Source organism: Kitasatospora papulosa (genome assembly GCF_000717245.1).
GTDB lineage: Bacteria > Actinomycetota > Actinomycetes > Streptomycetales > Streptomycetaceae > Streptomyces > Streptomyces papulosus.
In genome coordinates, this window is record NZ_JNYQ01000004.1 from 1 (window position 1) to 23721 (window position 23721).

Sequence of the window (23721 nt, forward strand, 5' to 3'; positions counted from 1 at the left end):
AACAGCGGCCTCCCGTTCGTCATCGCCCTCAACGGCTTCGACGGACACCAGCCCTACACACCCGACGAAGTACGCGAAGCACTCCAGATCGGCCCGGACACCCCGATACTCACGACGGACGCCCGCCACCGCGCGGACGCCAAGAGCGCGCTGATCACCCTGGTCGAGCACGCACTGATGGCCCGGCTGCGCTGACAGTCCGTCGCACGGCGAAGGCCCCGTACTCCTCGAAGGAGTACGGGGCCTTTTCGTCCTCACGGGCCCTGGCCGGGCCCGGGTGCCGGTTCTCAGCCCTGCCAGCTGTGCGGGGCGCGGAAGCCGGGCGTGCGCTCGAGGCGGCGCCATCCGGCGGTGCTGCGGCCCCGGTGGGCGGGCGCGTCGGGCTGGGCGGCGGCGCGGGCGAGCAGGACCGCGGTGATGGCGGCGAGCTCCTCGGGGCCGGCCTGGCCCTTCTCGACGCGCAGGACCGAATCGGCGGGAGTGACGCTCATGGATGTCTCCGTCTTCTGGGGCAGGTGGTCGCGGAACGTGGGCGGTCGGCCGGGGCCGCCGCCGCGGCTGCGACTACTGCGGGGGGTTGCCGTGCTTGCGGGACGGCAGGTCGGCGTGCTTGTTGCGGAGCATCGCGAGCGAGGCGATCAGCACCTCGCGCGTCTCGGCGGGGTCGATGACGTCGTCGACCAGGCCGCGCTCGGCCGCGTAGTAGGGGTGCATCAGCTCGGCCTTGTACTCCTTGACCATGCGGGCCCGCATGGCTTCGGGGTCCTCGGCGTCGGCGATCTGACGGCGGAAGATGACGTTGGCGGCGCCCTCGGCGCCCATCACGGCGATCTCGTTGGTGGGCCAGGCGTACGTGAGGTCGGCACCGATGGACTGGCTGTCCATGACGATGTACGCACCTCCGTAGGCCTTGCGCAGGATCAGCGAGATCCTCGGCACGGTGGCGTTGCAGTAGGCGTAGAGCAGCTTCGCGCCGTGCCGGATGATCCCACCGTGCTCCTGGTCGACGCCGGGCAGGAAGCCGGGTACGTCCAGAAGAGTGATGATGGGGATGTTGAAGGCGTCACACATCTGGACGAATCGCGCGGCCTTCTCGGACGCCTCGATGTCCAGGACACCCGCCAGGGCCTGCGGCTGGTTGGCCACGATGCCGACGACCTGGCCGTCGAGCCGGGCCAGCGCGCAGACGATGTTGCGGGCCCAGCGCTCGTGGACCTCGAGGAAGTCGCCGTCGTCGACGAGCTCCTCGATGACCTTGTGCATGTCGTAGGGGCGGTTGCCGTCGGCCGGGACCAGGTCCAGCAGGACGTCGCCGCGCCGGTCGGCGGGGTCGTCGCTCGGCACGACGGGCGGGTTCTCGCGGTTGTTGGAGGGCAGCATCCCGATCAGGTAGCGGACCTCGGCGATGCAGGTCTCCTCGTCGTCGTACGCGAAGTGCGCGACGCCCGAGGTCTCGGCGTGCACGTCCGCGCCGCCGAGGCCGTTCTGGGTGATCTCCTCGCCGGTGACCGCCTTGACGACGTCCGGTCCGGTGATGAACATCTGCGAGGTCTCACGGACCATGAACACGAAGTCGGTCAGCGCCGGGCTGTAGGCCGCGCCGCCCGCACACGGGCCGAGCATCACACTGATCTGCGGGATGACTCCGGAGGCCCTGGTGTTGCGCTGGAAGATCCCGCCGTAGCCGGCGAGCGCCGAGACGCCCTCCTGGATACGGGCGCCGGCGCCGTCGTTCAGCGAGACCAGCGGGGCACCGGCCGAGATGGCCATGTCCATGATCTTGTGGATCTTCGTGGCGTGGGCCTCGCCCAGCGCCCCTCCGAAGATCCGGAAGTCGTGCGCGTAGACGAAGACCGTCCGGCCCTCGACCGTGCCCCAGCCGGTGATGACACCGTCGGTGTACGGCTTCTTGGCCTCCAGGCCGAAGCCGGTCGCCCGGTGGCGGCGCAGCTGCTCGACCTCCTTGAACGATCCCTCGTCCAGCAGCAGCGCGATGCGCTCACGCGCCGTGAGCTTGCCCTTGGCGTGCTGCGCCTCGGTCGCCCGGTCGCTCGGTCCACGCCGGGCCTGCTCACGCAGCGCCAGCAGTTCGGCCACCCGGCCACGCGTGTCGCTCGGCTCGCCCGGGATTTCGTCCACAACGGTCATACGTCGACCCTACGAACCCGATCCAGAAAACCCTGCCGTTCACTCCGGACAGTCTCCTGCCCCGTTTCCTGGTGGCACCTGACAGAAGCCGGGCATCATGCAGCCCATCTGCCAGCTCACAGGGCCTGCGCGTTGTGGATCCCCAACAAAGCCGTAGCTGTGTTCCCGGCCACACAGGGCACGCACGCCACGCCGTGGATCCACCGGAGCGGACGACCGGGCCCACCGCGACGGCGGGATCCGCTCCGCGTTCCGGGCCCGGCGGCGGAGAAGCATCCGAAGGACCGGGGTGGACAGTACCCGTCCGGCGGCCGACGGGACGGAGCGGGTCCACCCGGTGCCCGCGCGCCGGGAGCCCCGGGCACCTTCACCTCCTGTTCACTCCCCGCATGCGACGATCGACCAGGAGTGGCCAAAACCCTTTACGAGGCGTCGAGTTGTGAAGAACGGCAACTTGATGAGAGCGCTCTCAGTCATAACTCTTGACGGTCGCCGCACCCGTGGCGAGAGTGTTCCGCACCGCAGGCAGTCCCCCCAACGCCCCACCTCCCCGCACACCATCCCCCTGACTCCTGCCTGCGCCCCCCACATCTCGGGAGTTCCTTCGTGATTTCGCGCAGAATGTTCCTGACGGGCGCCGCCGCGTCCGCGACCGCGCTCAGCTACCCGCTCTGGGGCTCCGCACTGAGTCCGCGCACGTCGGCGGCCGCCGCGACCTGCGAACTGGCCCTGGAGAACAAGTCGTTGCCCGGCACGGTGCACGCGTACGTCACCGGCCACGAGCAGGGCACTGACCGCTGGGTGCTGCTGCGCCCCGACGGCAGTGTCTACCGCCCCGACTCGCCCGGCGCCCCGCAGACCCCACTGCCGGTGGACTGCGCGATCCCCCTGAAGGGCGCAGGTGCCGGGCCCGTCGTCATGACCCTGCCCCAGATGTACGGGGCGCGCGTCTACTTCGTCCGCGACGACAAGCTGGACTTCTACCTCAACCCGGGCCCGTCCCTCGTCGAGCCGGCCTTCGCGACGCCCACCGACCCGAACTACGGCAGGACCTGGTCGTTCTGCGAGTTCACCTTCAACCCGCAGCAGTTGTACGCGAACATCAGCTACGTCGACCTGGTGACGGCGCTGCCGATCGGGCTGACCCTGGAGGGCGACTCCACGCACTCCGTCGCCCCGCTCCCGGACGGCGCGGTCCAGCGCATCGCCGACGACCTCACCGCCCAGGCGGCGTCGGACGGGCAGCCCTGGGACAAGCTGGTCACCCGCGGCTCGGACGGCCAGGTGCTCCGGGTCGTCTCACCGCAGAACCTGATGGCGCCGTTCTTCGACCGGCCGGACCAGATGCCCTTCCGGGACCTGTTCACCGCGCAGATCGACGAGGTCTGGGAGAAGTACCGTTCCACCGACCTGCGCATCGACCTGCAGGGCGGCCGGGGCACGCTGTCGGGCCGGGTCAGCGGTGACACGCTCACCTTCGAGGGTGGCCACACCTTCGTGAAGCCGACGTCGAAGGACATCTTCACCTGCAACCACGGGCCCTTCGCGAACGACCCGGCCGACTCCGACGACAAGAAGGCGCTGCTGGCACGGATCGCGGCGGGTTTCAACCGTTCGATCATGCTCAGCCACCCGCAGCAGCCCAACGGCACCACGGTGGCGGACTACTACAAGGGCGGGGTGACCAACCACTGGTCGCGGGTCGTCCACGCGAACTCCCCGATCGGCTACGCGTTCCCCTACGACGACGTACGCCCGGACGGAGAGCCCGACGTGTCGGGGGCGGCCCACGACGGCAACCCCCGGCGCTTCACGGTGAGCGTGGGCTCCTGACCCGCCCGTGACACCGTGCCCGCCCGCCGCCGGTCCGCGGCGGGCGGGCACAGCCGCGTGCACCCGTGCGGCCCACCCCGGCCTGCGCCGCGGGCCCCCGGGGCCGATCGTTGACAGATGTCCTCCCTCGGTGAGACCCCGGTCGGCGCCCCCGGTGAGCGGGTCCTCCTCCACGGCCTGCGGCTGATCGACGGCACCGGCCGCCCTCCGGTGCCGGACGCCGCCCTGCTGATCGAGGGTAAGGTCATCGGCTGGGCCGGCGACGCGGCACGGCTTCCCGCGGACCTCGGACCGGTGCGACGCCTGGACCTGGCGGGCCGGACCCTCTGCCCCGGCTTCATCGACACCCATGTGCACTTCGCCCTGCCGGGACCTGCCGGAAATCCGCTCCAGGGCCTGTACGAGCTGCCGAGCTACCGCACCCTGAAGGTCCTGGACCGCTTGCGCACCACCCTGGAGAACGGGGTCACCACCGCCAGGGACCTGATGGGGCTGGACGCGGGGTTCCGGCAGGCCGTGGCGGAGCGGAGGATCCCCGGCCCCAGGCTGCTGGTCTCGGTTACCATGCTCAGCCAGCGGGCGGGGCACGCGGACTTCACCCTCGCCGGCGGGATCGACGGGCTCGCCGTCGCCGTCACCTTTCCCGAGAGCCCCCGGAGCCTGGTCGGTTCCGTCGACGACATGCGGGCGCGGGTGCGCGACCTGGTCGCGGCGGGGGCCGACTGCATCAAACTCGCCACCAGCGGCGGCGTCACCTCCCCGCACGACCGGCCCGAGTGGCTGGGGCTGCGCCCGGAGATGATCTCGGCGGCCGTCGAGGAGGCCCGCGCCTACGGCGGTCTGCCGGTCGCGGCGCACGCCATCGGGCGTCCCGGCATCGAGGCCGCCGTCCTCGCGGGCGTGAGCAGCATCGAGCACGGCTACGCCCTGGACGAGGCGCTGCGGGCGGAGATGGTGGAACGGGGCCAGTTCCTGGTGCCGACGCTGCTGGAGACGACCCAGGACCTGGATCCGGCGCGCACCTCCCCCTCGGCGTACGAGAAGGGGGTGCGCTGGCACCGGATCGCCCAGGAGTCGGTGGCCCTGTCCGCCGCCGCGGGGGTCAGGATCGCGATGGGGACCGACAGCGGGCTGGCCGTCGGCCACGGCAGGAACCTCCAGGAGCTGGGACTGCTGGTCGGCGTCGCCGGACTGTCGCCCATGGCGGCGATCGTGGCCGCGACCGGCGACGCGGCGCGGCTGTGCGGCGTCGACGACGTCACGGGCACCCTGGAGGCGGGCAAGGCGGCCGACCTGGTGGTCACGGACGTCGACCCCCTGTCCGACATCGCCTCGCTGGGCGATCCCGCCCACATCCTGGCCGTGGTGAAGGAGGGGCGGATCGCCGTCGACCGCGGCGGCGTCCTCGGCGAAGGCGTCCTGCCGGCGCTCTGCCCCTGAACCGGTGCAGCGGGGAGGCCGCGGATCCACAGGTCCGCGGGAGCGTAGGAGCACTGAGGTGCCCCCGTCCGGAACCGGGTCCGGGTGGGCGGGGGCACCTCGTCGCGCGGAGCGCGGGCGGTCCGGTGTGGCCGGATCTCGCCGTGCGGTCAGCAGCCGCCGCAGTTGTAGTACGTCACGTCCCAGTGGTTGCCCTCGTCGGCGTAGACGTTCCCGGAGCCCGACTTGTACTGCGGGGCGCCGTCGCCGCGCAGGCCGATGTAACTGAACGTGCCCTTCACGTAGTTCGTCAGGCAGGTGGTCTTGGCGAAGTCGAGCTTGTAGCCGTTCCAGTGCGAGTACGTGCCGCTCGCGTGCCCCGTCTCCGTGCCTCCGGTGATGTTGAGCGCGCAGCCCGTGGCGCTCTTCAGCGTCTGGGCTCCCTGGGCGCTGGTCAGGTTCAGCTGGTCGAAGGACGTGCAGGTGGAGACGTTGCGGTTGGAGCAGCCTCCCGAGGAGGACCAGGTGATGCCCGAGGAGGAGAAGCGGGAGGTCGCCTGGGAGTGGGTCAGCTTGGTGACGGCGTGCGCCTCGGTGGCGCCGCCGCCGAGGACGCCGACGCCGGGCGCGAAGAGCGCACCGAGGACGAGGGCGAGTGCGGTGAGGGCCGAGCGGACTCTGGGGCGGGTCAGCATGGGGGGATGTCCTCCTGCTCATGACAATTACGGGCAGGGAGATAGTGCCCCAGCTCTACGCGCGTCCGCCAGGGTGCGGCGGGGCGCCGCACGACTCCCCCGCGACTTTCGGACCGGCCTGGACCCTTGATGTTGAACTTTGAACAAAAAGGGTCTACAGTCAATCTCGTTGAAGGTTAAACCAAACGTTCGGCGGTCCACTCTTCGGAACGCGCCGGAACACGTCCCCGAGGAGGAGCCATGGCTCTGTTCAACCGCAAGAACAACACCCCCTCCACCACCGCGACCCTCGCCGTGGACCCGGCGCTGGCCGCGCTGACCGGCACGTACACGATCGACCCGGCGCACAGCAGCATCGGTTTCACCGTGCGCCACGCCATGGTCACCAACGTGCGCGGCTCGTTCGGCGAGCACGAGGGCACGCTGGTCCTGGACGGCTCCGCCCCCTCCAACTCCTCCGCTTCCATCGACGTCAAGATCGCCAGCGTGGACACCGGCATCGCCGACCGGGACGGCCACCTGGTCAGCGGCGACTTCTTCGACGCCGAGAAGTTCCCCCTCATGTCTTTCCGCTCGACGCAGGCCGAGCAGCTCGGCGGCGACACCTACCGTGTCACCGGCGACCTCACGATCAAGGACGTCACCCGTCCGCTCTCCATCGACCTGGAGTTCAACGGTTCGGCGACCGACGTCTACGGCAACGAGCGCGTGGGCTTCGAGGGAAGCACCGACATCCTGCGCTCCGACTGGGGCCTGACCTGGAACGCCGCTCTGGAGACCGGCGGCGTGATGGTCAGCGACAAGGTGAAGCTGAACTTCGACATCTCCGCGATCAAGGCCTCCCCGCAGGCCTGACCCTCCGGAACCGAGCGCGCCCGCCGGTCCTTCCCTTCGGGGGAGGACGGCGGGTGCTCGGCGTTCCCGGCCGGGGCCGGCACACGTCAGCCGGTACGGCGCACCTTCAGCGCGTTGTCCGTACGCGTGGTGGGGTTGCCCTCGGGGTCGTTCTGGACGCGTTCGTGCTCCTCGCTGAGCAGCACCTCCCACTCCCCCTCCGGGAGTTCGAGGGAGGCGAGCACCTCGTCCGTCGTCGGCAGCTCCATGTCCGGGTGGTCGTGATCCCAGGAGGGGAAGCCGGCGTGCCCGACGACGAGCAGCACACCGCCGGGCGCGACCGCCAAGGCCGCCCGTCGCAGGATCCGCTCGCGGGGCAGGTCCCCCATGGAGTGCAGGAACTGGGCGGAGACCAGGTCGTACTCCCCTTCGGGGAACGAGGCCCCCAGGTCGTGCCACTGCCAGTCGATCCGGTCCGCGACATCCGCCTCGGCCGCGTGGACCGCCGCGCGTTCCAGTGCGACGCGCGAGATGTCGGTGGCCGTCACCTTCCAGCCCCACCGGGCGAGCCAGACCGCGTCGGCGCCTTCCCCGCAGCCAAGGTCCAGGGCGCGGCCGGGCGTGAGGCCCTCCACCTCGCGGACGAGGACGACGTTGGGGTTGCCGCTCCAGATCCGGTCGCTCTCGCGGTACCGGTCGTCCCACATCTCCGCGTCGGTCCGGGTGCTGTCGGTGGTCATCGAATCTCCTGAAGTCCGTGACGGCGGTCCCCGAGCACACGCTCGGTGACCAGGCGCTCGGCCTCGGCCGAGAAGGGTGCGCGGCGGGCGTCGACCGCGCGGCGGGTGTCCTCGGTGACGAGGTCCATGTTGATCATCGACGCGGCCTTGAGCCCGGCGGCCGCGGCTCCGACGACCTGCTCCATGAGGTTGGCGACGTTGCCGGCCACCCACACGCCGGGCACGTCGGTGGCTCCCGAGGGGTCCGCCGCGATGTAGCTGCCGACGACGTGGTCGCCCATCAGCATCTCGCTGGGCGCCAGACCGAGGCTCTCCAGCACCGCCGACCGTGCGGTGAAGCGGGGCTGGACGACCACCGCCTCGCGCGGAATGACCGTCCCCCCGGCCAGCCGTACCCCGGTGAGCCGGTCGTCGGCCACCTCCAGTCCGGTCACCGTGCCGTCCACCACGGAGATGCCACGGGCGGCGAGCTGCTCGTACTCCTCGTCACCGAAATCGGCCTGTTCGTGGCGGAACAGCACCACGTCGTCGGTCCACTGCCGCCAGAGCAGGGCCTGGTGGACGGCCATGGGGCTGAGCGCCAGAATCCCGACCGGCCGGTCCCGCACCTCGTAGCCGTGGCAGTACGGACAGTGCAGCACCTCCTTGCCCCAGCGCTCGGTGAGGCCGTCCACCGGGGGCAGCTCGTCGACGATTCCCGTGGTCACGAGCAGCCGACGAGCCTCGGTCACTCCCCCGTCCGCCTGTACGACACGGAATCCGCCGTCCGGCAGCCGCGTGGCCGAGACGACCTCGCCGCGGACGGTCTCGGCGCCGTAGTCCGCCGCCTCGGCCCGGCCGATGGCCAGCAGCTCCAGGGGCGGGATGCCCTCCCGGCCCAGGTAGTTGTGGGCGTGGGACGCGGGCGCGTTGCGCGGACTGCCGGCGTCGACCACCAGCACGGAACGCCGCGCCCTGGCCAGTGCCAGGGCACCGCTCAGCCCTGCCGCTCCACCGCCGATCACCACGACGTCGTACCGCTGGTTCAGCTCGCTCATGCGGATCACCTCCTGTTACGGAAGATGGTGCGCGCGAGCCCCTGGTTCGACAAGTTTGCTTGCCGATACGGCAAACTCACACCAGGCGCCCTCCCGGGGTTCCGCTCCGCTGCCGTACCCCTCGATCCGAAGCGCACCCCTCGACCTCCCCCCCCACACGCCCAGGCCCGGACGCCGGGCCGGCCGCCCCGCACCTACAAGGGCCAACTGCCATATTCCAGAAGCCATTTGGAGCGAGAAAACACAACTTCGACATGGTCCGCGAAGGCAGCTACCTTCACCTGGTCCTCGGCCACCGAGCAGGGTCCGCACCAGGCCCCGACCAGGGAGACACGCATGCCCCAGCTTGCTCTGTACACGTTCGGCGTCCTGAAATCCCCCCTGTCCGACGCCGCACCCCTCACGCGCGAGTTCTACGACATCGGCGAGGCCGTCTACCGGAAGTTCAGTCAGCACCCCGGATTCGTGGCGCGCGCCGAAGCGGTGAACGGTGGCCGGGGCGAACTCTTCGGGGCGGACTGGGGTGCGTGGGGAGAGTTCGCCGTGCCGGCCTGGTACGACAAGGGCCGCACGGCGGAGACCACCGCCCTGGCCACGACCCTCTCGCTCTGGACCGGCCTGCGCCCCGCCTTCGACGCCGTCTACACCGGTCTGCACCGTGGGGCGCTGAACAGGCGCTACGACTGGTTCGAGCGGACGGGAAACCCGAACTACGTGTTCTGGTGGGTCTCCGACGGCGTGATACCCACCTGGCAGGACGGGGTTTCCCGGCTGCGGCATCTCCAGGACCACGGCGCCGCGCCGCACGCCTTCACCTTCCACGACCCGTTCACCCCGGACGGAACTCCCGTCAGGGGAAAGGAAGTCGGGCCGAGGAGCGACCGGGTTCACCGGCGGGAAAGCCTTGTTCAGGGAAATGACGACCGAGGCGGATCGACCGTGACGCCACGCCCGCCCACAGAGATTTCGGCCGGCACCGAGGACAATTCCGGACCCCGGATCCCTGACGGGTCCATCGGCGACGACGGTATGGACGTCGGCGTTACCACCGGCCGGGGTTCCGGAACCGGCGACAGTTCAGGAATCGGCGCCAGTTCCGAAACCGGTGGAAGTTCCAGCACCGGAATTTCCACCGGTGAACGGGAATCGATCGATATCCGCAGGGCCACCGTGACCGGCGGCTCGTAGGTCCTCGGTGGCCGCTCCGGCACGGACCGCGAAACGCCCTGGCGTGACCGGTCGGCGCCGTGCGGGTCCGGAGAGGGGGATGCTGGGTGGGGGCGCGTCCGAGTCGCACGGCTGACGGGGAACCGGTCGGCCGGGGCGGCACGGGGAGCCGAGGACTCGGACCTGCTCTCCGGAGGCCGGCCGTCCGGCCGGTCGAAGGGACCGGCGGGCACGGCCGCGCCCACCACCGCGAGGGTCACCGCCGCCGAGGTCGCCCCCGTGGACTGGGCGAGACCCGTACGAGGGAACCTGCGTACGCACATCCACACGGCCGCGGCCACCGCGAGGGTCGCGGCCAAGGCGTCGCGCACGGACCGTCTGGCCCTGGCCAGCAGTGACTCGGTCGCGCGGTAACTCAGCCCCATCGTCCGGGCCACCTGTCCGACGTCGAGGTCCTGCGCCTGGAGCCGTAGCGCCTGTGCCTGGCGGGCGGGGAGCAGTTCCGTGGTGCGGTCGGCCAGCCATCGGGCCTCCGCCCGGTCGCACGCGCCCTCCTCGACCGGGAAGGACTCCGCCGGGGCGGCGGACAGGACCGCGCTCAGCTCCCGGTCCCGGGCGACCTCGCGGTGCCGGTCGGCGCACGCGCGTACGGTCGCTCGCCTGAGCCACGAACGCACCCGTCCGTACGGGACGTCAGGGTCCTCCACGGCACGGATCATCGCTTCGTGGACCGCGTCCTCGGCCTCCTCGGCGCTCGACGAGCGGCTGCGCGCGATCTCCAGCAGTTCGTCGCGGTGACGCCAGACGAGCTCCCACCGGTTGCCCGGGCCGCCTGCCCGGCGGGCGGTACGCGGGTCGCTCACGTTCAAGGCCTCCGGTCCGTGGTTTCAGGTCCGTGGGTCCGGTGCACGTCGGCCATGGTGCCCGACGGCCCGTACGCCCCGGCGACCTGGCAGGTCAGGCGACGGGGCGTACGGGCTCGGCGTCGGATCAGACCGAGAGCGTGGCGGCGGAGCCGAGCCCGGCGACACCGAGCACGGTGGCGCCGAGGGCGCCCGAGACGCTGCCCGAGAGCAGGTCGGCGTCGACCCCACCCGCGACACCACCGACGAGAGGCACCTCGACGGAGGCAGCGCCGACGATGCCACCGGACACGACGTCCAGGTCCGCGTCGGAGATTTCCTGGGTCTGTATCTGGGGGGTGGAGCTCATGAGATGGATTCCCTTCGCAGCAATGCAGAATGACGGGGCCGAATCCGCAGTGGGGAATGGCCTTCGCCGCTGTCGTGGTCGCATCCACCGGGTGGAGTTCCGTCGTCCGCCCGGAGGCGTCGGAATTCCCTGCGGCTTTCGCGATGTGAGGGATGTAAGCACGCGAGGACGTGACGAAGCCACCCTCCAGCTCTTTCGCCTGCGGTTATCCGACACCGAGGAGCAGAAGCGGTCACATCGCCCTCCGGACCGGTACATCTTCTTCACCCGTCCGACCGACGGATGTCCCGCGGACCGAATCCTTGATCCGCCGCGAAAGGGACATAGTCGGCTGCGGACGAGAGGGAACCGGGCCGCGCGCGGAGAGCGGCGGGGCGGATCCCGCAGCCTGCGCACACCGTGTGCAGATCCGTCGCAGAAGGCCGGGTCCCGGCCGGCGCGGGCTCCGGCGCCCGGTCCCGGACCACTCTTCGTCGAATGACTGTCGAATCTCTGTACGCGCATCGGCCCACCGGTGTACGGTCTCGGCCCGACAGACCTTGGGAGCGCTCCCACTCCTGATTCCGCTTCGCATGAGGAGGAACACCATGAAACGCCTGTTCGCCTTACTGGCGGCCTTCGCGACCGTCCTGGGCCTGATGGGGGCGTTCGGCCCCCAGGCCGTGGCCGCCAACGGCTGCAAGGTCGAGTACACGGTCGCCAGCCAGTGGCAGGGCGGCTTCCAGGCCGGAGTGAAGGTCACCAATCTGGGAGCCCCCGTCAGCGGATGGACGCTCCGCTTCACCATGCCGGACGCCGGGCAGAGGGTCGCCCAGGGCTGGAACGCCACCTGGTCGCAGTCCGGTTCGGCGGTCAGCGCCGTCGCTGTCGACTGGAACCGCACGCTGGCCACGGGCGCGGCGGCCGACCTGGGCTTCTCCGGCACCCTCACGGGCGCCAACCCGAAGCCCACGGCGTTCACCCTCAACGGCGTCGCCTGCACAGGCTCCGTCGACGAGCCCACCCCCGACCCCGACCCCGTCGCCGGCACTCCTGTGGAGGTCAACGGTCAACTCCACGTCTGCGGCGTGAACCTGTGCAACCAGTACAACCGCCCCGTGCAGCTGCGGGGCATGAGCACGCACGGCATCCAGTGGTTCGACCAGTGCTACGGCGCCGCGTCCCTGGACGCGCTGGCGAACGACTGGAAGTCGGACCTGCTGCGCATCTCCATGTACGTACAGGAGGACGGCTACGAGACCGACCCGGCGGGCTTCACCAACCGCGTGAACGCGCTCGTCGACATGGCCGAGGCCCGCGGCATGTACGCGTTGATCGACTTCCACACCCTGACGCCGGGCGACCCGAACTACAACCTCGCCCGCGCCAAGACGTTCTTCGCGGCCGTCGCCGCCCGCAACGCCGGCAAGAAGAACGTGATCTACGAGATCACCAACGAGCCCAACGGCGTGAGCTGGTCGGCCGTCAAGAGCTACGCCGAGCAGGTCATCCCGGTCGTCCGGGCCGCCGACCCGGACGGCGTCGTCGTCGTCGGCACCCGCGGCTGGTCCTCGCTGGGCGTGTCGGACGGCTCCGACGAGAACGAGGTCGTGAACAACCCCGTCAACGCCACCAACCTCATGTACGCGTTCCACTTCTACGCCGCGAGCCACAAGGACTCCTACCGCTCCACACTGAGCCGGGCGGCCTCGCGGCTCCCGCTCTTCGTGACGGAGTTCGGCACGGTGAGCGCCACCGGCGGCGGCGCGATGGACGTGGCGAGCACCACGGCCTGGCTGAACCTGCTCGACCAGCTGAAGATCAGTTACGCGAACTGGACCTATTCCGACGCTCCCGAGAGCAGCGCCGCGCTCCGCCCCGGTACGTGCGGCGGCGGCGACTACAGCAGCAGCGGCGTGCTCACGGAGTCCGGAGCTCTCCTGAAGGCCCGCATCAGTACGCCCGACAGCTTCCCCACCAGCTGACCCGCCGCCAGGGCTCCGGCCGGGACCCACGGCCGGAGCCCTGGCCGGGGCCGTGCCGGAGCCCTGGCCAGGGCCCGGCAGGGGCTTCCACCCCGGATGGCATAGTGATCCTCATCGCGACGGTCGAGTGGGGGAGAGCCGGGTCTGTGAAGATCGCTCGCTGGTTGGTGCCGGTCATTGCCGTGGGCGTGGTGACGCCGTTATCCATCGGGATCGGGACCCTGTTACTGGGCTCCGACGACAGCGAGGCGGCCGGCGGGGACGTCCCCGCGTCGGTGGGCACCGAGCTGAAGGCGGGCGACGTGGGTGTTCCCGTCATGTACGCGAAGCTCATACGCGACGCGGCGGACGACTGCGACGACAAGCTGCTCACCGCGCCCGTGCTGGCCGCACAGCTGAAGCGGGAGAGCAACTTCAACGCGAGGGCCAGATCGCTCGCGACCGACGAGCCGGCGGACGACGGGGGCTCGCTGACGGACCCGCGGAGCGCGGAACAGCGGGCCGAGGACGGGAATGCGGGCGGGAAGCCCGCCGAGGAAGGCCTCTCGGGCGACGAACCCGCCTCCGCCTCCGGCTCCGGCTCCGAGGACGCTTCCCCGGGCGGTGAGTTGCCCGACGTGGCGCAGGCCGAACGGCCCGTCACCAGGGGCATCGCGCAGTTCACCGACGCCGACTGGGCGGCCGAGGGCGTCGACGGCAACAACGACGGCGTCAAGGACGTCCTGGACCCGGCGGACGCCATACCGGCGCAGGGCAAGAAGATGTGCGCACTCCTGCGGACCGCCAAGGAGCGTCCCGGCTACCGGGGCACCCCTCTGGAACTGGCTCTGGCCGGCTACCGCCTCGGCTGGAGGACGGTCGAGGAGTACGGGGGTCTGCCGCGGGCGAGCGGGGCGGACGGGGAGACGTACGACTACGTCAAGGCCGTCATGAAGTCCTACCCGAAGATGGTCGTCCCGGTCGGCGGCGTGTCCGGCGGCTGGACCCTTCCCGTCGACGGTCCGGCCGGCACCCCGTACCACCAGCGGGGCTCCTCGTGGTCCACCGGTCTCCACACCGGGGTCGACTTCGTGGTCCCCACCGGAACGCCGGTCAAGGCCATCGGGCCCGGCGAGGTCGTCACGGCCGGGCCCGGCGGGGACTACGGCGACCAGGTCGTCATCCGGCACGAGGACGGCACGTTCAGCCAGTACGCCCACCTCTCCGAGGTGAAGGCGGTCGTCGGCCAGAGCGTCCAGGGCGGCACCCTGATCGGCTGGTCCGGCGAGACCGGTAACGCCAGCGGGCCGCATCTGCACTTCGAGGTCCGCACCGGCCCCGCGTTCGGGTCCGACCTCTCCCCCGTCCCGTATCTGCGGGCCAAGGGCCTGATCCTCTGAGGACGCGGAGCTTCGCGCGGGACACGCGTCCGCCCCCTCGACACCGGGCTCCGGGGAGCCCGTCGAGGGGGCGGACGCGTACGGACGACCTCTAGGTTCCGCTGGTCGTGGCGCGGGTGAAGAACTCGATCTCGGCGATCGAGACCTGCTTGTCGGCGCCCACGTTGAACGCGGAGCGGATGATGAACCGTACGCTGACGACGTTCTGCGCCCGGAACTTCCGCTGCTGAGGGCCGCTCACCTGGTCGAGCTTGAGGTGGCGCGTGGTCTTCTTCCCGTCGGCCGTGGTGACGACCGCGTCCATACGGTGCGGCAGCGCGGCCTCGGAGAGGTCGGAGGGCTTGGTGGAGATGCCGGACGTGATGAGGATGTCCAGCAGCCGCGTGGGTTCCTGGAAGCGCGCCTCGACCCACTCACCCTCGCCGGACTGCGAGACGCCCGGACCCCACCAACTGTTGTTGATCTTGTCGAAGAGGGCCTTCGGCGGGTGGTCCTTGAAGGAGCGTGACGCGTCGGCGGCGTCCGGGCTGATCTGGGCCCGCTTCGCGAAGTGGTCGCGTGCGGCGTTCCACGCCGTGCTCACGTTGAACGCCGCGTAGATCACCAGCCCGAGCGCGAGGCCGTACGCGAGCCAGGTGAAGATGCGGCCGATGCCCCGGCGCAGCCTCGGGCGTTCGCCCGCCCACGGTGTCGGGCCGTTGCCGAAGTCCCGCATCCGGCGCCACCAGGGGCGCCGGGCCTCGGGGACGCCGGGGCGCTCCGCGAGGGACATGCCGCAGCGTCGGCAGAAGTGACGGTCGGGGCGGTTGCCGACCTCGCACCAGGGGCACGGGGGGCCCGTCTCGTCGGCCGGTTCCCCGCTGGGGGCCTGGACCCGGGGGCGGGCCGCCGCGGGCATGCCGGGGAGGACCGGGGCCACGTCCGGTGCCGGTTCGGGGGCGCGCTGGTCGGCGACGGGAACGAGCAGTGCCCTGGCCCGCGCGCTCGCGTCCGGGCCCGGGTCCGGGCCCGTGGTCGCGGGAGCGGCCTGCGGGGTGGGCTGCGTGGCGGAGATCACCGGGATCGAGGTGAGGGTGTCGTCGTCCTCCTCGGGCACCGCCGGCGTCGGATCGGCACGTACGGGTTCGCGCACCGGGTCCGTGTCCCCGGCACCGGGCTCCGTGCCGGCCCGCGCGACCGGCGCAGGCCCGGTGCCCGGGTCGCCCGGGGTATCGGCGCCGGGCTGCCGTCCCGCCGCGCCGGCCCCCCGTTCCCGCGTGCTCGGCGTCCAGCTCAGTACCGCGCCGCAGTCGTCGCAGAAGGACTGTCCCGGCGTGGTCGGCGTGCCGCACTCGGCACAGTGACGTGTCCGGTCCCCCGTGTCTCCGGTGGTGGCGGAGGAAGACGGCGTGGAGGGGGAGGCCTGGTGACTGGTCACCTGTCGGAAGTCCTTTCGGCGGCGGTCACATGGACCGTATAAGGCATATGGGCGGGGCGAGCTGCCGCTACGAGGCGCTCCAGCCGGTGCTCGGCGGCGGGGCCCGGCTCCGGCAGCCGTACGGTGACGTGCAGATGCGGGCGGGGCTCGCCGGGAACCGGGCCCAGGGGCCTCGCGTCCCAGGCGGCCGCGCCGCTCTCGGTGATCTCCGGCTCCACGCCGAAGGCGAGCCGTACCGCCTCGGCCAGTCCGCGCCGGGTGCCGCGGATGCGGTGCAGCCGTACGGCGGCGGTCACCGCGGCGCGCAGCGCGGCCGTCTCCTCCGTGTCCTGCGGGAACCCGGAGGACGAAGCGGTGAGCGGGGCTTTCGTGACGGGGTCGTCGGCGTGGCCCGCCGTGTCCGGTGCCTCGGTCTCCGCGCCCACCCAGCTGCCGAGCCAGCGGGTGAAGTCCGCCGGTGCGAGCGACGGGGTGAAGTAGGCGTCCAGGCAGTCGAGCACGTTGTGGAGCGGCGCGAGGACCTCGTCGATACCTCCGACGAAGCGCTGGGCGAGGTCGTCGTCGGCGAAGACCGCCGGCAGCATGACGCCGAGCGGTGCCGAGGAGGCGAGTCCGTCGACGGAGCCGCGTGTGCTCCCGCCCGTGGTCACGAGGCGTCCCCGATCACCCGGACGCGGTGGTCGAACGAGAAGACGAGCGCGGGTGCTTCGAGATCGATCCGCTCCGTGGGGTCGCCGCGCTTCCCGCTGAGCGGGTCGGCGGGATGCAGCAGCACCTCGTCCACCAGCTCGACGCCGGGGACCCGTTGCAGCACCGCGAACACCTCGCCCGCCTGGACGGGGCGGCCGAAGGGCCATCCCGTGCCGTGCGCGCCGCCGGTCAGCGGGTCGAGGTGGCGGTACAGGGCGTCGTGCGCATCCCGCCTGACCCGGTCGGTGTCGGTGCCGCGGAAGGCGTGCACCGTCGCGACGACCGTCACCCCCTGGTAGAACGGCGGCCCGACCGCGAGCCGGGTGCCGATCAGTCGCCGCTCGTCCAGGTACCGGGTGATGCGACCCAGCAGGTCGTCCCCGGGGACGAGTTGCTCGAAGCGCAGCCGGCCGCCCGGGTCCGACACGGCCTGCGGGACGACCAGCACCCGCACGGCGTGCGCGCCGTGCTCGTCCGGCTCGGCGGCGAGGCAGGTGATGCGCGCGGTCTCGGGTGCGGCGCGGCGCGCGAGTTCCTCGTAGTCCCGCAGGGTCACGGCGCGGTCCTGCGCGCTCAGCGCGATGGGCGCCCTGCGCTTCGCCTCCTCGACGGTCTCCCCGTCGACCCCGCCGCGCGCCGCCTCCCGGTTGACGACGTCGGAGACGTACGGAACGGAGTCGCGGAGCACCTGGATGGCGCCCCTGGCGACGTTGCCGGCCTTTCCGCCGCCCGTGCGGTAGCGGCGGGCCCGGATCGGTGCGCCCTTGGGCGGTACCGCCCCGTACTGACGCAGGGTGCCGTCCGGTTCGCGGACGGACGGGCCGAAGGCGATCTCGCCGGTGGTCGCGTCCAGGGTGATGTGCCGGTCGTCGGGGCCCGAGGCGGCGAAGTGGCCGACCGTCTCCCAGTCGACCCAGCCGTCGCGCTCGGCGACCTGGAGGAGCAGCGGCTGCGCGTCGCCGACGACGGGGCTGTTGGCCAGCCGCAGCCGGTGTCCGGGCAGTCCGGTGGACTCCCCGAGCGCTTCGTCCCGCACGGTCTCGGCGTGTACGACGCCGGTGGTGCCGCCGATGCTGAACGCCTCGGCGGAGCGGATGGTGGGCGAGGTGGTGAAGAAGGGCTGGCCCGGTTCCGGCTCGGTGACCCGGCAGCGCAGCCAGCCCGCCTCGCGTCGCCCGGTGCGGGAGAGCGCGTGGCCGGCGGGGACGTGCAGCACGACCTCGCCGGGGCGGTTGAGTCCGCCGGTGGTGTCCCGGTCGACGTCGCAGACGGCCCAGCCGTCGGCGGTCCACGCCTCCCAGGCGAGCGGCGGCTGCCTGGGGTCGACGCCGACGCCGTCCACCTGGCTGTCGAGCTCCAGGACGACCACGCACTCCGGCACGGCGGCGCTGAGCCCGAACAGCATGCGGTCCCCGGGGCGCGGAGCCTCCGTGAAGCAGTTGACGTCCTTGGACTCGGCGAGGTCCGAGGTGCGGTCGACCGCTTCCTGACCGGTCGGCTGGACCACGAGGTACGACAACTCGCACGGGATCACGGTGAGTTCGCGCTCGGTGGCGAAGACCACCGCGTCCTCGGTCTGGGTGCGGACCGTGGCGACCTCGGTACCCGTCGCCAGCACGACGGGCTGCTGCTGCGGCGCCGACAGCCAGAACGTGACGTCGGCGCGCGCCGCGGACGGCGGGAAGAGCGTGATCCCGATGAGGTCCAGGAACGCGAGGTGGTTCTTCTCGGGCACCCGGTTGAGCCGGTACACGATCTGGTCGGCCATGTGGGCGACCGTCTCGACGAGGGTCACGCCCGGGTCGGAGACGTTGTGGTCGGTCCACTCGGGGGCGCGCTGCTGGATGTAGCGCTTGGCGTCGTCGACGAACTGCTGGAAGCGCCGGTCGTCGAGGTTGGGGGAGGGCAGGGCCATCAGCGGTCGCTTCCAAAGTGCTCGTCGGGGGTGCCGGACCCCTCGGGCCCGTCGTGGGAGGGGATCACGTAGAACGGGAAGACCAGACTGCGCGGGTTGTTGGTGCCGGTGATCGAGTAGCGGACGTCGATGAAGAGGACACCCTCCTCCGCGCCGGCCGTCACCGCGACGTCGTCCACCTCGATGCGCGGTTCCCAGCGGTCCAGGCAGCTGTGCACCTCGTGCTGGATCCGGCCGGCGGTGGCCTCGTTGACGGGGGCGAAGACCATGTCGTGGATGGCGCAGCCGAACTCGGGGCGCATCGGCCGCTCACCGGGGGCCGTGGAGAGGACGAGGCGGATGGCCTCCTCGACCTCGCGTTCCCCGCTGACCAGGGCGATGCCGCCGGTGGGGCTGATCCGCATCGGGAAGGCCCATCCGGAGCCGACGAATCGTTCAGCCATCAGATGCCTCCCACCGTCAGCACCGGCTTCATCTTGGACAGGACCAGGGGAGCGTTCAGGCCGATCTCCAGACCGGAGTTGATCTTCAGGGCGAGTCCTGCGGTCAGCGTCATGGCGGCACCGGCCGACACGCTCAGCGCGCTCGCGTTCACGGACGTGGTGCCCGCCTGCACCGACAGGGCGCTGGAGTTGATGTTCATGGGTCCGCCGCTGCGGATCGTCATGGAGCCCACCGCGTTCAGCGAGAGGTTGCCGCCCGCGTTGATGGCCACGGCTCCGGTCCCCCTGATGGAGACCTTCCCCTTGCTGTCCACGACGATCTCGGTCTTCGTCCGGTCCAGGTTGATGGTGAGCCGGTTGTCACCGGTGGAGAGCCGCACCCCGCGCTTGAGGCCGACACTCTGGTCGAGCAGGTCGAGCCGGTTGTTGCTGCGGTCCGACACGGTGCGGCGGGTGACCTTGCCGCGCGTCGGGTCGTACACCGGCACGTCGACGGGGTCCGGCTTGTCGACGCCGTTGTAGAGGCCGCCGATGACGTACGGGTGGTCCAGGGCGCCGCGGTCGAACGCCACCAGCACCTCGTCGTCGACGTCCGGGGAGATCATGCTGCCGCCCTTGACCCCGCCGAACTGCACGGTCCGGGTCCAGTCGCTGACGTACATGTCGTCCAGCCACGGGAACTTCAGCTTGACCCTGCCCTGCCTCAGCGGGTCCTTGATGTCGGTGACCAGGGCGTTGGCGACGCTCGGCAGCCCCGCGGAGCCCGCCCCGCCGCCTCCGGAGGTGAGCCCGAACAACGAGCGCCACTGACGTCCGCTGACGTTCAGGAACGTCTCGTAGTGCTCCTGGTCACCGAAGGTGTGGCGGGCCGCCGTCACCGTGTACTTGCCCTGGAACGGCTTGCCGACGTCCTTCAGGGTGACGGCGACCCCGGGGCGCAGTTCGGTGTTGCCCCGGGCCGTGATCTCCACCTCGGCGAAGGAGGACGTCACGTCGTCCGCGACGGCGTCGGCGGCGTGCTTGACCTCGTCCAGCTTGTCGTAGGGCGTGTCGGTCACGACGAGTTCGGCCTTGCCGAACGTCTTGGACACCTCGGAGGGTGTCGTACCGATGGCGAAGCCCGTGTTGTCCAGAGCGGGTGCCTTGGAGACGAGAGGCTGCTTGGTCGTGACGTTCCAGCCTCGCGCCTCGACCGCGGTCACCTGGTCGGCCGAGGTCACCGCCGCGCGGCAGCGCAGGATCTCCTCGCCGCCCTTCAGCAGGAGGGCGCTCTGCGAGCTCGGCATGCTCTCCGGAGGAGCCGATGCCGCCTGCTGCCGCTTGACGAACTGGAACCGGCCCTTCGAGTTGATGGACATCACCATCTCGTTCTCGTCCGCGAGCCTCTGGACGAAGTCCCAGTCGGTGACGTTGGCCTGGCTGATGAACTCGTACTGCCCCTTGGTCCGTTGGGTCTTCCCCAGGGGAATGCCGCTCTTGCGCGCCAGCTCGACAGCGATCTCGGTGGCGGTCTTGTTCCTGTACGCCGCGACCCTGCGCTGCCGGAGCATGCGGTGGCCCTTGTCGTAGCCGCGGATGACGGTGAACGTCCCGGTGCGGTCGTAGTCGGTCTCCAGCGCCGTGACCTCACCGGTGATCAGCGGCGTGCCCTTGCCGTCGGACATGGGCGTGATCACCACGGGCGCGCCGATCTCGACGTTCAGCTTGGCGAGGATGTCCTTCTTGTCGTCACGGAAGGTGAGATGGAACGCTCCGGGCACTCCAGCGCCGAAGTCGACCCGGCCCGCCACCAGTTTGGTGTTCTCCGGGGACTTGAGCTTCGTGCCGGCGATCTGCACCGTGAGGATGTTGGAGAAACCGATGTCGGGCATCAGACGCCGACCTCTTCAGCGGCAGGGAGCATCAGTTCGGTACCGGGCGTCAGCATCTTCGGGTCGTCGATGTCGTTGGCCTCGGCGATCGTGCGCCACACCGTGGCGTCCCCGTACTCGCGCCACGCGAGGAGCGGAAGCGTGTCGCCGGCCACGACCCGGTGCACCCGGCGGGTGGTGAGCGCGCCGGAGGTGGGGTTCTGGCCGAGGGTGCTGCTCGGGATCTCGTGCAGGTTGACCTGGCAGACGGCCCGGATCGGCATTCCGTTGGTGTTGAAGAGGGTGTACTGGGCCTCCACGGAGCTGACGTACGCGTTGAAGCGGGCCGTGGAAAATGCCCCCCACTCGAAGACCACCCACGGGGTCGACGGCTGGTTCGCCGCGATGCTCGCCGTGGTCGTCTCGCAGCAGGAGAAGAGGGCTTCGACCTTCTTGCGCACGTCGTTGCTGTCCGGGTCGTCGGAGCGGTCGAGGAAGATCTCCACCGTCATCTCCCGGGGCTCGGGCCCCATGAACTCCGGTACCGCCCCGTCACGTACGGCGGCGGTGGGCGTGGTCTTCCACTGGGCCCTGCGGGTCAGCGACAACTGGGACGGGTTGAAGTCGAAGTTGAACGTCTTCATGAGCGCACCCGGACTGGTGCTGCTGCCGATCGGCGGCTGGTGGATGGCGAGCGTCGCCCGCACCAGGCTGTCGCCGATACCGAAACTGGAGAGGTTCATCGGCTACGCCTCCCCCGCGTCGGTGAATCCGTGATGCGCGATCTCCAGGACCTCGGTGGCCACGGCGGGGCTCGCCGGGTCGAAGGAAGGACCGCGCCAGCTCACGGGGAGTACGTCGATCAGCCCCCACTGGGCGACCATCGAGCCGTCCGCGCGCAGCGCCGCGATCTGTCCGGTGGGCCGGGTCACCCCCGTGGTGACGGAGGAGATCCACTCCGCCACCTTCGCCGTCTCCTCGGTGAGGGGCCGGGTCAGCGTGATGTTGGAGAAGGTGACACGGGAGGGCAGCTGCCAGACGAAGCCGTTGTTGCCGCCCTCCTGCCGCTGCTCGATCTCGACCTGGGAGGAGAGCCCTTCGCAACCGTTGAAGTTGCCCAGGCTCTCACCGTCGATGGTGAGGTTGAAGAAGATGGTGGAGCCTGCGTCGAGTTCCTGGGGCATCGGGTGGGGCCTTCCTGCGGTTCCACGTGCGGTCGGGGGCTGGGGTTCCGACGGGGTTCCGCCGGGATGGGACGTACGGGCGTTCTCGCGGGGCCGGTCAGTGGCGTGGGTCGCGCAGCTTGCCGATCCGCTCGCGGTCGAGCCGTAGCTCGGCGCGCAGCATCCGGGTCATCGGCCCGATCAGCCTGTGGACCAGCTCCGCCACCTGGTCCTCCTTCAGGTCACGCGGTTTCAACTGGCTCGTCACCGAGGGCGCAGGCTTGTCCGCGGCGCTGGAGCCGCTGCTGCTCCGCTGCACCGCGACCGACGTGGCGCGGGGCGGCGAGGTCACGCGCGCGGGGGCGGGCGCGGGCGCGGGTGTACGGACCGGGGGCGGGGGCGCGATCGGGGGCTGGGGAGGCCGGGCGGCCTGGGCCTCGGGCGCCCGCTGCACGGGAAGCGCGGCAGCCGGAACGGACCGGGCCGGCGCCAGGGACACGACGGGACTCCGGACGGGCCGGGCCACGGGGGCGGAGGCGACCGGAGCAGCCGGGGCGGCCGGTGTGCGGGGCGTGTGCCCGGATGCGGGCGGGAGCGCGGGGGCGGGCGCGGCTGTGGGCATGTGCCCAGGTGCGAGCGCGTGTCCGGGTGCGCTCGTGTGCCCGGGTGTGAGCGTGCGCGCGGGTGTGGGGCCGGCGGGGTTGTACGTCGACGGCGTACGAGCGATCCCGGTGGGGGCGGACGGCACCGACACGGAGACGCCCCGGTCGCGAGGTGCCGACGGCGGCGCGCCCCCGTGGCGGGGCGTGGCCACGGAGCGCTGGACGACCGGGGACCGAGGTGCCGGCGCGGACAGGGGCACGGCGCGTGGGACGACGGGGGCGGGGGCGGGCGCGTCCTTGGAACGGTGCCCCTCGTGACCGGGTCCTGCGGGCGCGGACGCCGTGGTGGGAACGGCGACGGGGCGTGCGGGGGCGGGTGTGGGACGAGCGGGGGCGGGTGTGGGACGGGCGGGAGCCGGTGCGGGGCGTGCGGGGGCGGGGGCCACTCCGCTACGAGCAGGGGCAGCCGCAGGACGGGCGGGGGCCGGTGCGGGGGCGGGGACCACGGCGCTACGAGCGGGGGCCGGTGCCGGCGCGGGGGCAGGGGTGCGAGGAATCGGACGCGCGGCAGTGGACGACGGCGACGGCGACGGCGACGGCGCAGTGGAACGCTGCACCGCGGGCCGGCGCTGAGCTTCGCCGGCGCCGTTGTTCCCGGGGGCCGCACTTGACGTGGGACCGGTCCGGACGCGGTGCAGGCGCACGGGGGCCGGGACGCTCCTGGGCGTCGGCGCGGGGGCCGGCGTCTGCGAAGGCCGTGGCACGGCGCCACGGACGCCCGGGAGCGCGGGTGCCCCGGGCGCGGCGGCCCGCTGCACCGCGACAGGAGAGGCTCCGGCCGCAGGCGCGGGGCCGGCTCGTCGGGTGACGGCTGCCGGCGCACCGGCCGCCACCGCGGCAGGTGCCGCGGGCCCCGTCCCCACCGGCTGCGGCGTGAGGCCCGCAGCCGTCACCGGCCGCGACGAACCCACCAGCGGGGCGACCGGCAGGGACCGCGACACCGGAGGCACGTCGGTCGACGTCAGCGGGGCGTCAGCGGGGCCGAGGGACACGGCGGGCGACCGCAACACGGACGGCAGGGCACTCGCCGGGGCCACGGGGGTCCCGGGGGCCGCAACGGAGGTGGTGGCGGGGGCAGGAGCTGGGGCTGGGGTGGTGGTGGCCCGGGCGGTAGGTCGGGGAGGGCGCGGGAGCGAGGCCCCGGGAGCGTTCC

Annotated in this window: 20 protein-coding genes and 3 pseudogenes; 8 read left to right on the forward strand and 15 right to left on the reverse strand. The window is 71.5% G+C overall.

Going from position 1 to position 23721, the window contains the following annotated elements; genetic code table 11:
* Positions 1 to 195, forward strand: a pseudogene (locus IA22_RS0111290) (ATP-binding protein); the annotation flags it as partial.
* Positions 196 to 287: 92 nt separating this feature from the next.
* Here IA22_RS0111290 and IA22_RS0111295 read toward each other — a convergent pair.
* Both IA22_RS0111295 and IA22_RS0111300 read right to left on the reverse strand, forming a co-directional pair.
* The gene (locus IA22_RS0111295; protein WP_014153860.1) at positions 288 to 491 is read right to left on the reverse strand and encodes an acyl-CoA carboxylase subunit epsilon; all 204 of its coding nucleotides are present in this window, start codon (positions 489 to 491) and stop codon (positions 288 to 290) included.
* 73 nt (positions 492 to 564) lie between these two features.
* On the reverse strand, positions 565 to 2148 hold the full coding sequence (locus IA22_RS0111300) for an acyl-CoA carboxylase subunit beta (RefSeq protein WP_014153861.1): 1584 nt from the start codon (positions 2146 to 2148) through the stop codon (positions 565 to 567).
* Positions 2149 to 2769: 621 nt separating this feature from the next.
* Between IA22_RS0111300 and IA22_RS0111305 the strand changes: the two genes are divergently transcribed.
* Together IA22_RS0111305 and IA22_RS0111310 are read left to right on the forward strand one after the other, a co-directional pair.
* Positions 2770 to 3981 carry a glycoside hydrolase family 64 protein gene (locus tag IA22_RS0111305; protein ID WP_030123533.1) on the forward strand — a complete coding sequence of 404 codons (1212 nt, stop codon included), beginning with the start codon at positions 2770 to 2772 and terminating at the stop codon, positions 3979 to 3981.
* A 117-nt stretch (positions 3982 to 4098) separates the two neighbouring features.
* Positions 4099 to 5421 (forward strand): metal-dependent hydrolase family protein, encoded by a 1323-nt coding sequence (locus IA22_RS0111310; protein WP_030123534.1) that lies wholly within the window; start codon positions 4099 to 4101, stop codon positions 5419 to 5421.
* Positions 5422 to 5570: 149 nt separating this feature from the next.
* Here IA22_RS0111310 and IA22_RS0111315 read toward each other — a convergent pair whose 3' ends face one another.
* On the reverse strand, positions 5571 to 6095 hold the full coding sequence (locus tag IA22_RS0111315) for a hypothetical protein (protein ID WP_014153864.1): 525 nt from the start codon (positions 6093 to 6095) through the stop codon (positions 5571 to 5573).
* A 240-nt stretch (positions 6096 to 6335) separates the two neighbouring features.
* Here IA22_RS0111315 and IA22_RS0111320 point away from each other — a divergent pair, with 240 nt between their 5' ends.
* A complete protein-coding gene (locus IA22_RS0111320) occupies positions 6336 to 6950 on the forward strand; it encodes a YceI family protein (protein ID WP_030123535.1) in 615 nt (204 codons plus the stop codon).
* Positions 6951 to 7036: 86 nt separating this feature from the next.
* Here IA22_RS0111320 and IA22_RS0111325 read toward each other — a convergent pair whose 3' ends face one another.
* On the reverse strand, positions 7037 to 7669 hold the full coding sequence (locus IA22_RS0111325) for a class I SAM-dependent methyltransferase (protein WP_015578876.1): 633 nt from the start codon (positions 7667 to 7669) through the stop codon (positions 7037 to 7039).
* Positions 7666 to 8706, reverse strand: a complete 1041-nt coding sequence (locus IA22_RS0111330; protein WP_030123536.1) for an NAD(P)/FAD-dependent oxidoreductase — start codon at positions 8704 to 8706, stop codon at positions 7666 to 7668. Before IA22_RS0111330 ends, IA22_RS0111325 begins: the two co-directional genes overlap by 4 nt.
* A gap of 336 nt (positions 8707 to 9042) precedes the next feature.
* On the opposite strand from IA22_RS0111330, the pseudogene IA22_RS0111335 reads away from it, so the two are divergent.
* Positions 9043 to 9594: pseudogene (locus tag IA22_RS0111335) on the forward strand (DUF3291 domain-containing protein); the annotation flags it as partial.
* A 558-nt stretch (positions 9595 to 10152) separates the two neighbouring features.
* Complete coding sequence (locus tag IA22_RS38000) at positions 10153 to 10287, forward strand: hypothetical protein (RefSeq protein WP_266369987.1); 135 nt, start codon at positions 10153 to 10155, stop codon at positions 10285 to 10287.
* A gap of 2 nt (positions 10288 to 10289) precedes the next feature.
* Here IA22_RS38000 and IA22_RS38240 read toward each other — a convergent pair.
* Both IA22_RS38240 and IA22_RS0111350 read right to left on the reverse strand, forming a co-directional pair.
* Positions 10290 to 10736, reverse strand: a pseudogene (locus tag IA22_RS38240) (RNA polymerase sigma factor); the annotation flags it as partial.
* Positions 10737 to 10863: 127 nt separating this feature from the next.
* Positions 10864 to 11085: a hypothetical protein gene (locus tag IA22_RS0111350; RefSeq protein ID WP_030123539.1), complete on the reverse strand. Its 222-nt coding sequence runs from the start codon at positions 11083 to 11085 to the stop codon at positions 10864 to 10866.
* 587 nt (positions 11086 to 11672) lie between these two features.
* On the opposite strand from IA22_RS0111350, the gene IA22_RS0111355 reads away from it, so the two are divergent.
* Both IA22_RS0111355 and IA22_RS0111360 read left to right on the forward strand, forming a co-directional pair.
* Positions 11673 to 13049 carry a cellulase family glycosylhydrolase gene (locus IA22_RS0111355; RefSeq protein WP_030123540.1) on the forward strand — a complete coding sequence of 459 codons (1377 nt, stop codon included), beginning with the start codon at positions 11673 to 11675 and terminating at the stop codon, positions 13047 to 13049.
* A 104-nt stretch (positions 13050 to 13153) separates the two neighbouring features.
* Positions 13154 to 14428 (forward strand): M23 family metallopeptidase, encoded by a 1275-nt coding sequence (locus IA22_RS0111360; RefSeq protein WP_030123541.1) that lies wholly within the window; start codon positions 13154 to 13156, stop codon positions 14426 to 14428.
* Between the two features lie 91 nt (positions 14429 to 14519).
* Here IA22_RS0111360 and IA22_RS0111365 read toward each other — a convergent pair whose 3' ends face one another.
* The 8 genes from IA22_RS0111365 to IA22_RS34050 all read right to left on the reverse strand — a co-directional run bounded on the left by IA22_RS0111365 (position 14520) and on the right by IA22_RS34050 (position 22405).
* On the reverse strand, positions 14520 to 15845 hold the full coding sequence (locus IA22_RS0111365) for a zinc ribbon domain-containing protein (RefSeq protein WP_030123542.1): 1326 nt from the start codon (positions 15843 to 15845) through the stop codon (positions 14520 to 14522).
* Positions 15842 to 16495: a phage tail protein gene (locus tag IA22_RS0111370; RefSeq protein ID WP_030123543.1), complete on the reverse strand. Its 654-nt coding sequence runs from the start codon at positions 16493 to 16495 to the stop codon at positions 15842 to 15844. Before IA22_RS0111370 ends, IA22_RS0111365 begins: the two co-directional genes overlap by 4 nt.
* On the reverse strand, positions 16492 to 18450 hold the full coding sequence (locus IA22_RS0111375) for a putative baseplate assembly protein (protein WP_030123544.1): 1959 nt from the start codon (positions 18448 to 18450) through the stop codon (positions 16492 to 16494). The genes IA22_RS0111370 and IA22_RS0111375 overlap by 4 nt, the downstream gene beginning before the upstream one ends.
* On the reverse strand, positions 18450 to 18893 hold the full coding sequence (locus IA22_RS0111380) for a GPW/gp25 family protein (RefSeq protein ID WP_014153875.1): 444 nt from the start codon (positions 18891 to 18893) through the stop codon (positions 18450 to 18452). Before IA22_RS0111380 ends, IA22_RS0111375 begins: the two co-directional genes overlap by 1 nt.
* Positions 18893 to 20764, reverse strand: coding sequence for a VgrG-related protein (locus IA22_RS0111385; protein WP_030123545.1), 1872 nt, complete (start codon positions 20762 to 20764; stop codon positions 18893 to 18895). The genes IA22_RS0111380 and IA22_RS0111385 overlap by 1 nt, the downstream gene beginning before the upstream one ends.
* Positions 20764 to 21486: a CIS tube protein gene (locus tag IA22_RS0111390; protein ID WP_014153877.1), complete on the reverse strand. Its 723-nt coding sequence runs from the start codon at positions 21484 to 21486 to the stop codon at positions 20764 to 20766. The genes IA22_RS0111385 and IA22_RS0111390 overlap by 1 nt, the downstream gene beginning before the upstream one ends.
* A 3-nt stretch (positions 21487 to 21489) precedes the next feature.
* Complete coding sequence (locus tag IA22_RS0111395; protein WP_014153878.1) at positions 21490 to 21927, reverse strand: phage tail protein; 438 nt, start codon at positions 21925 to 21927, stop codon at positions 21490 to 21492.
* 97 nt (positions 21928 to 22024) lie between these two features.
* Entirely contained in the window at positions 22025 to 22405 is a 381-nt protein-coding gene (locus tag IA22_RS34050; RefSeq protein ID WP_038272183.1) for a hypothetical protein, read from the reverse strand.
* Positions 22406 to 23721 lie beyond the last annotated feature (1316 nt).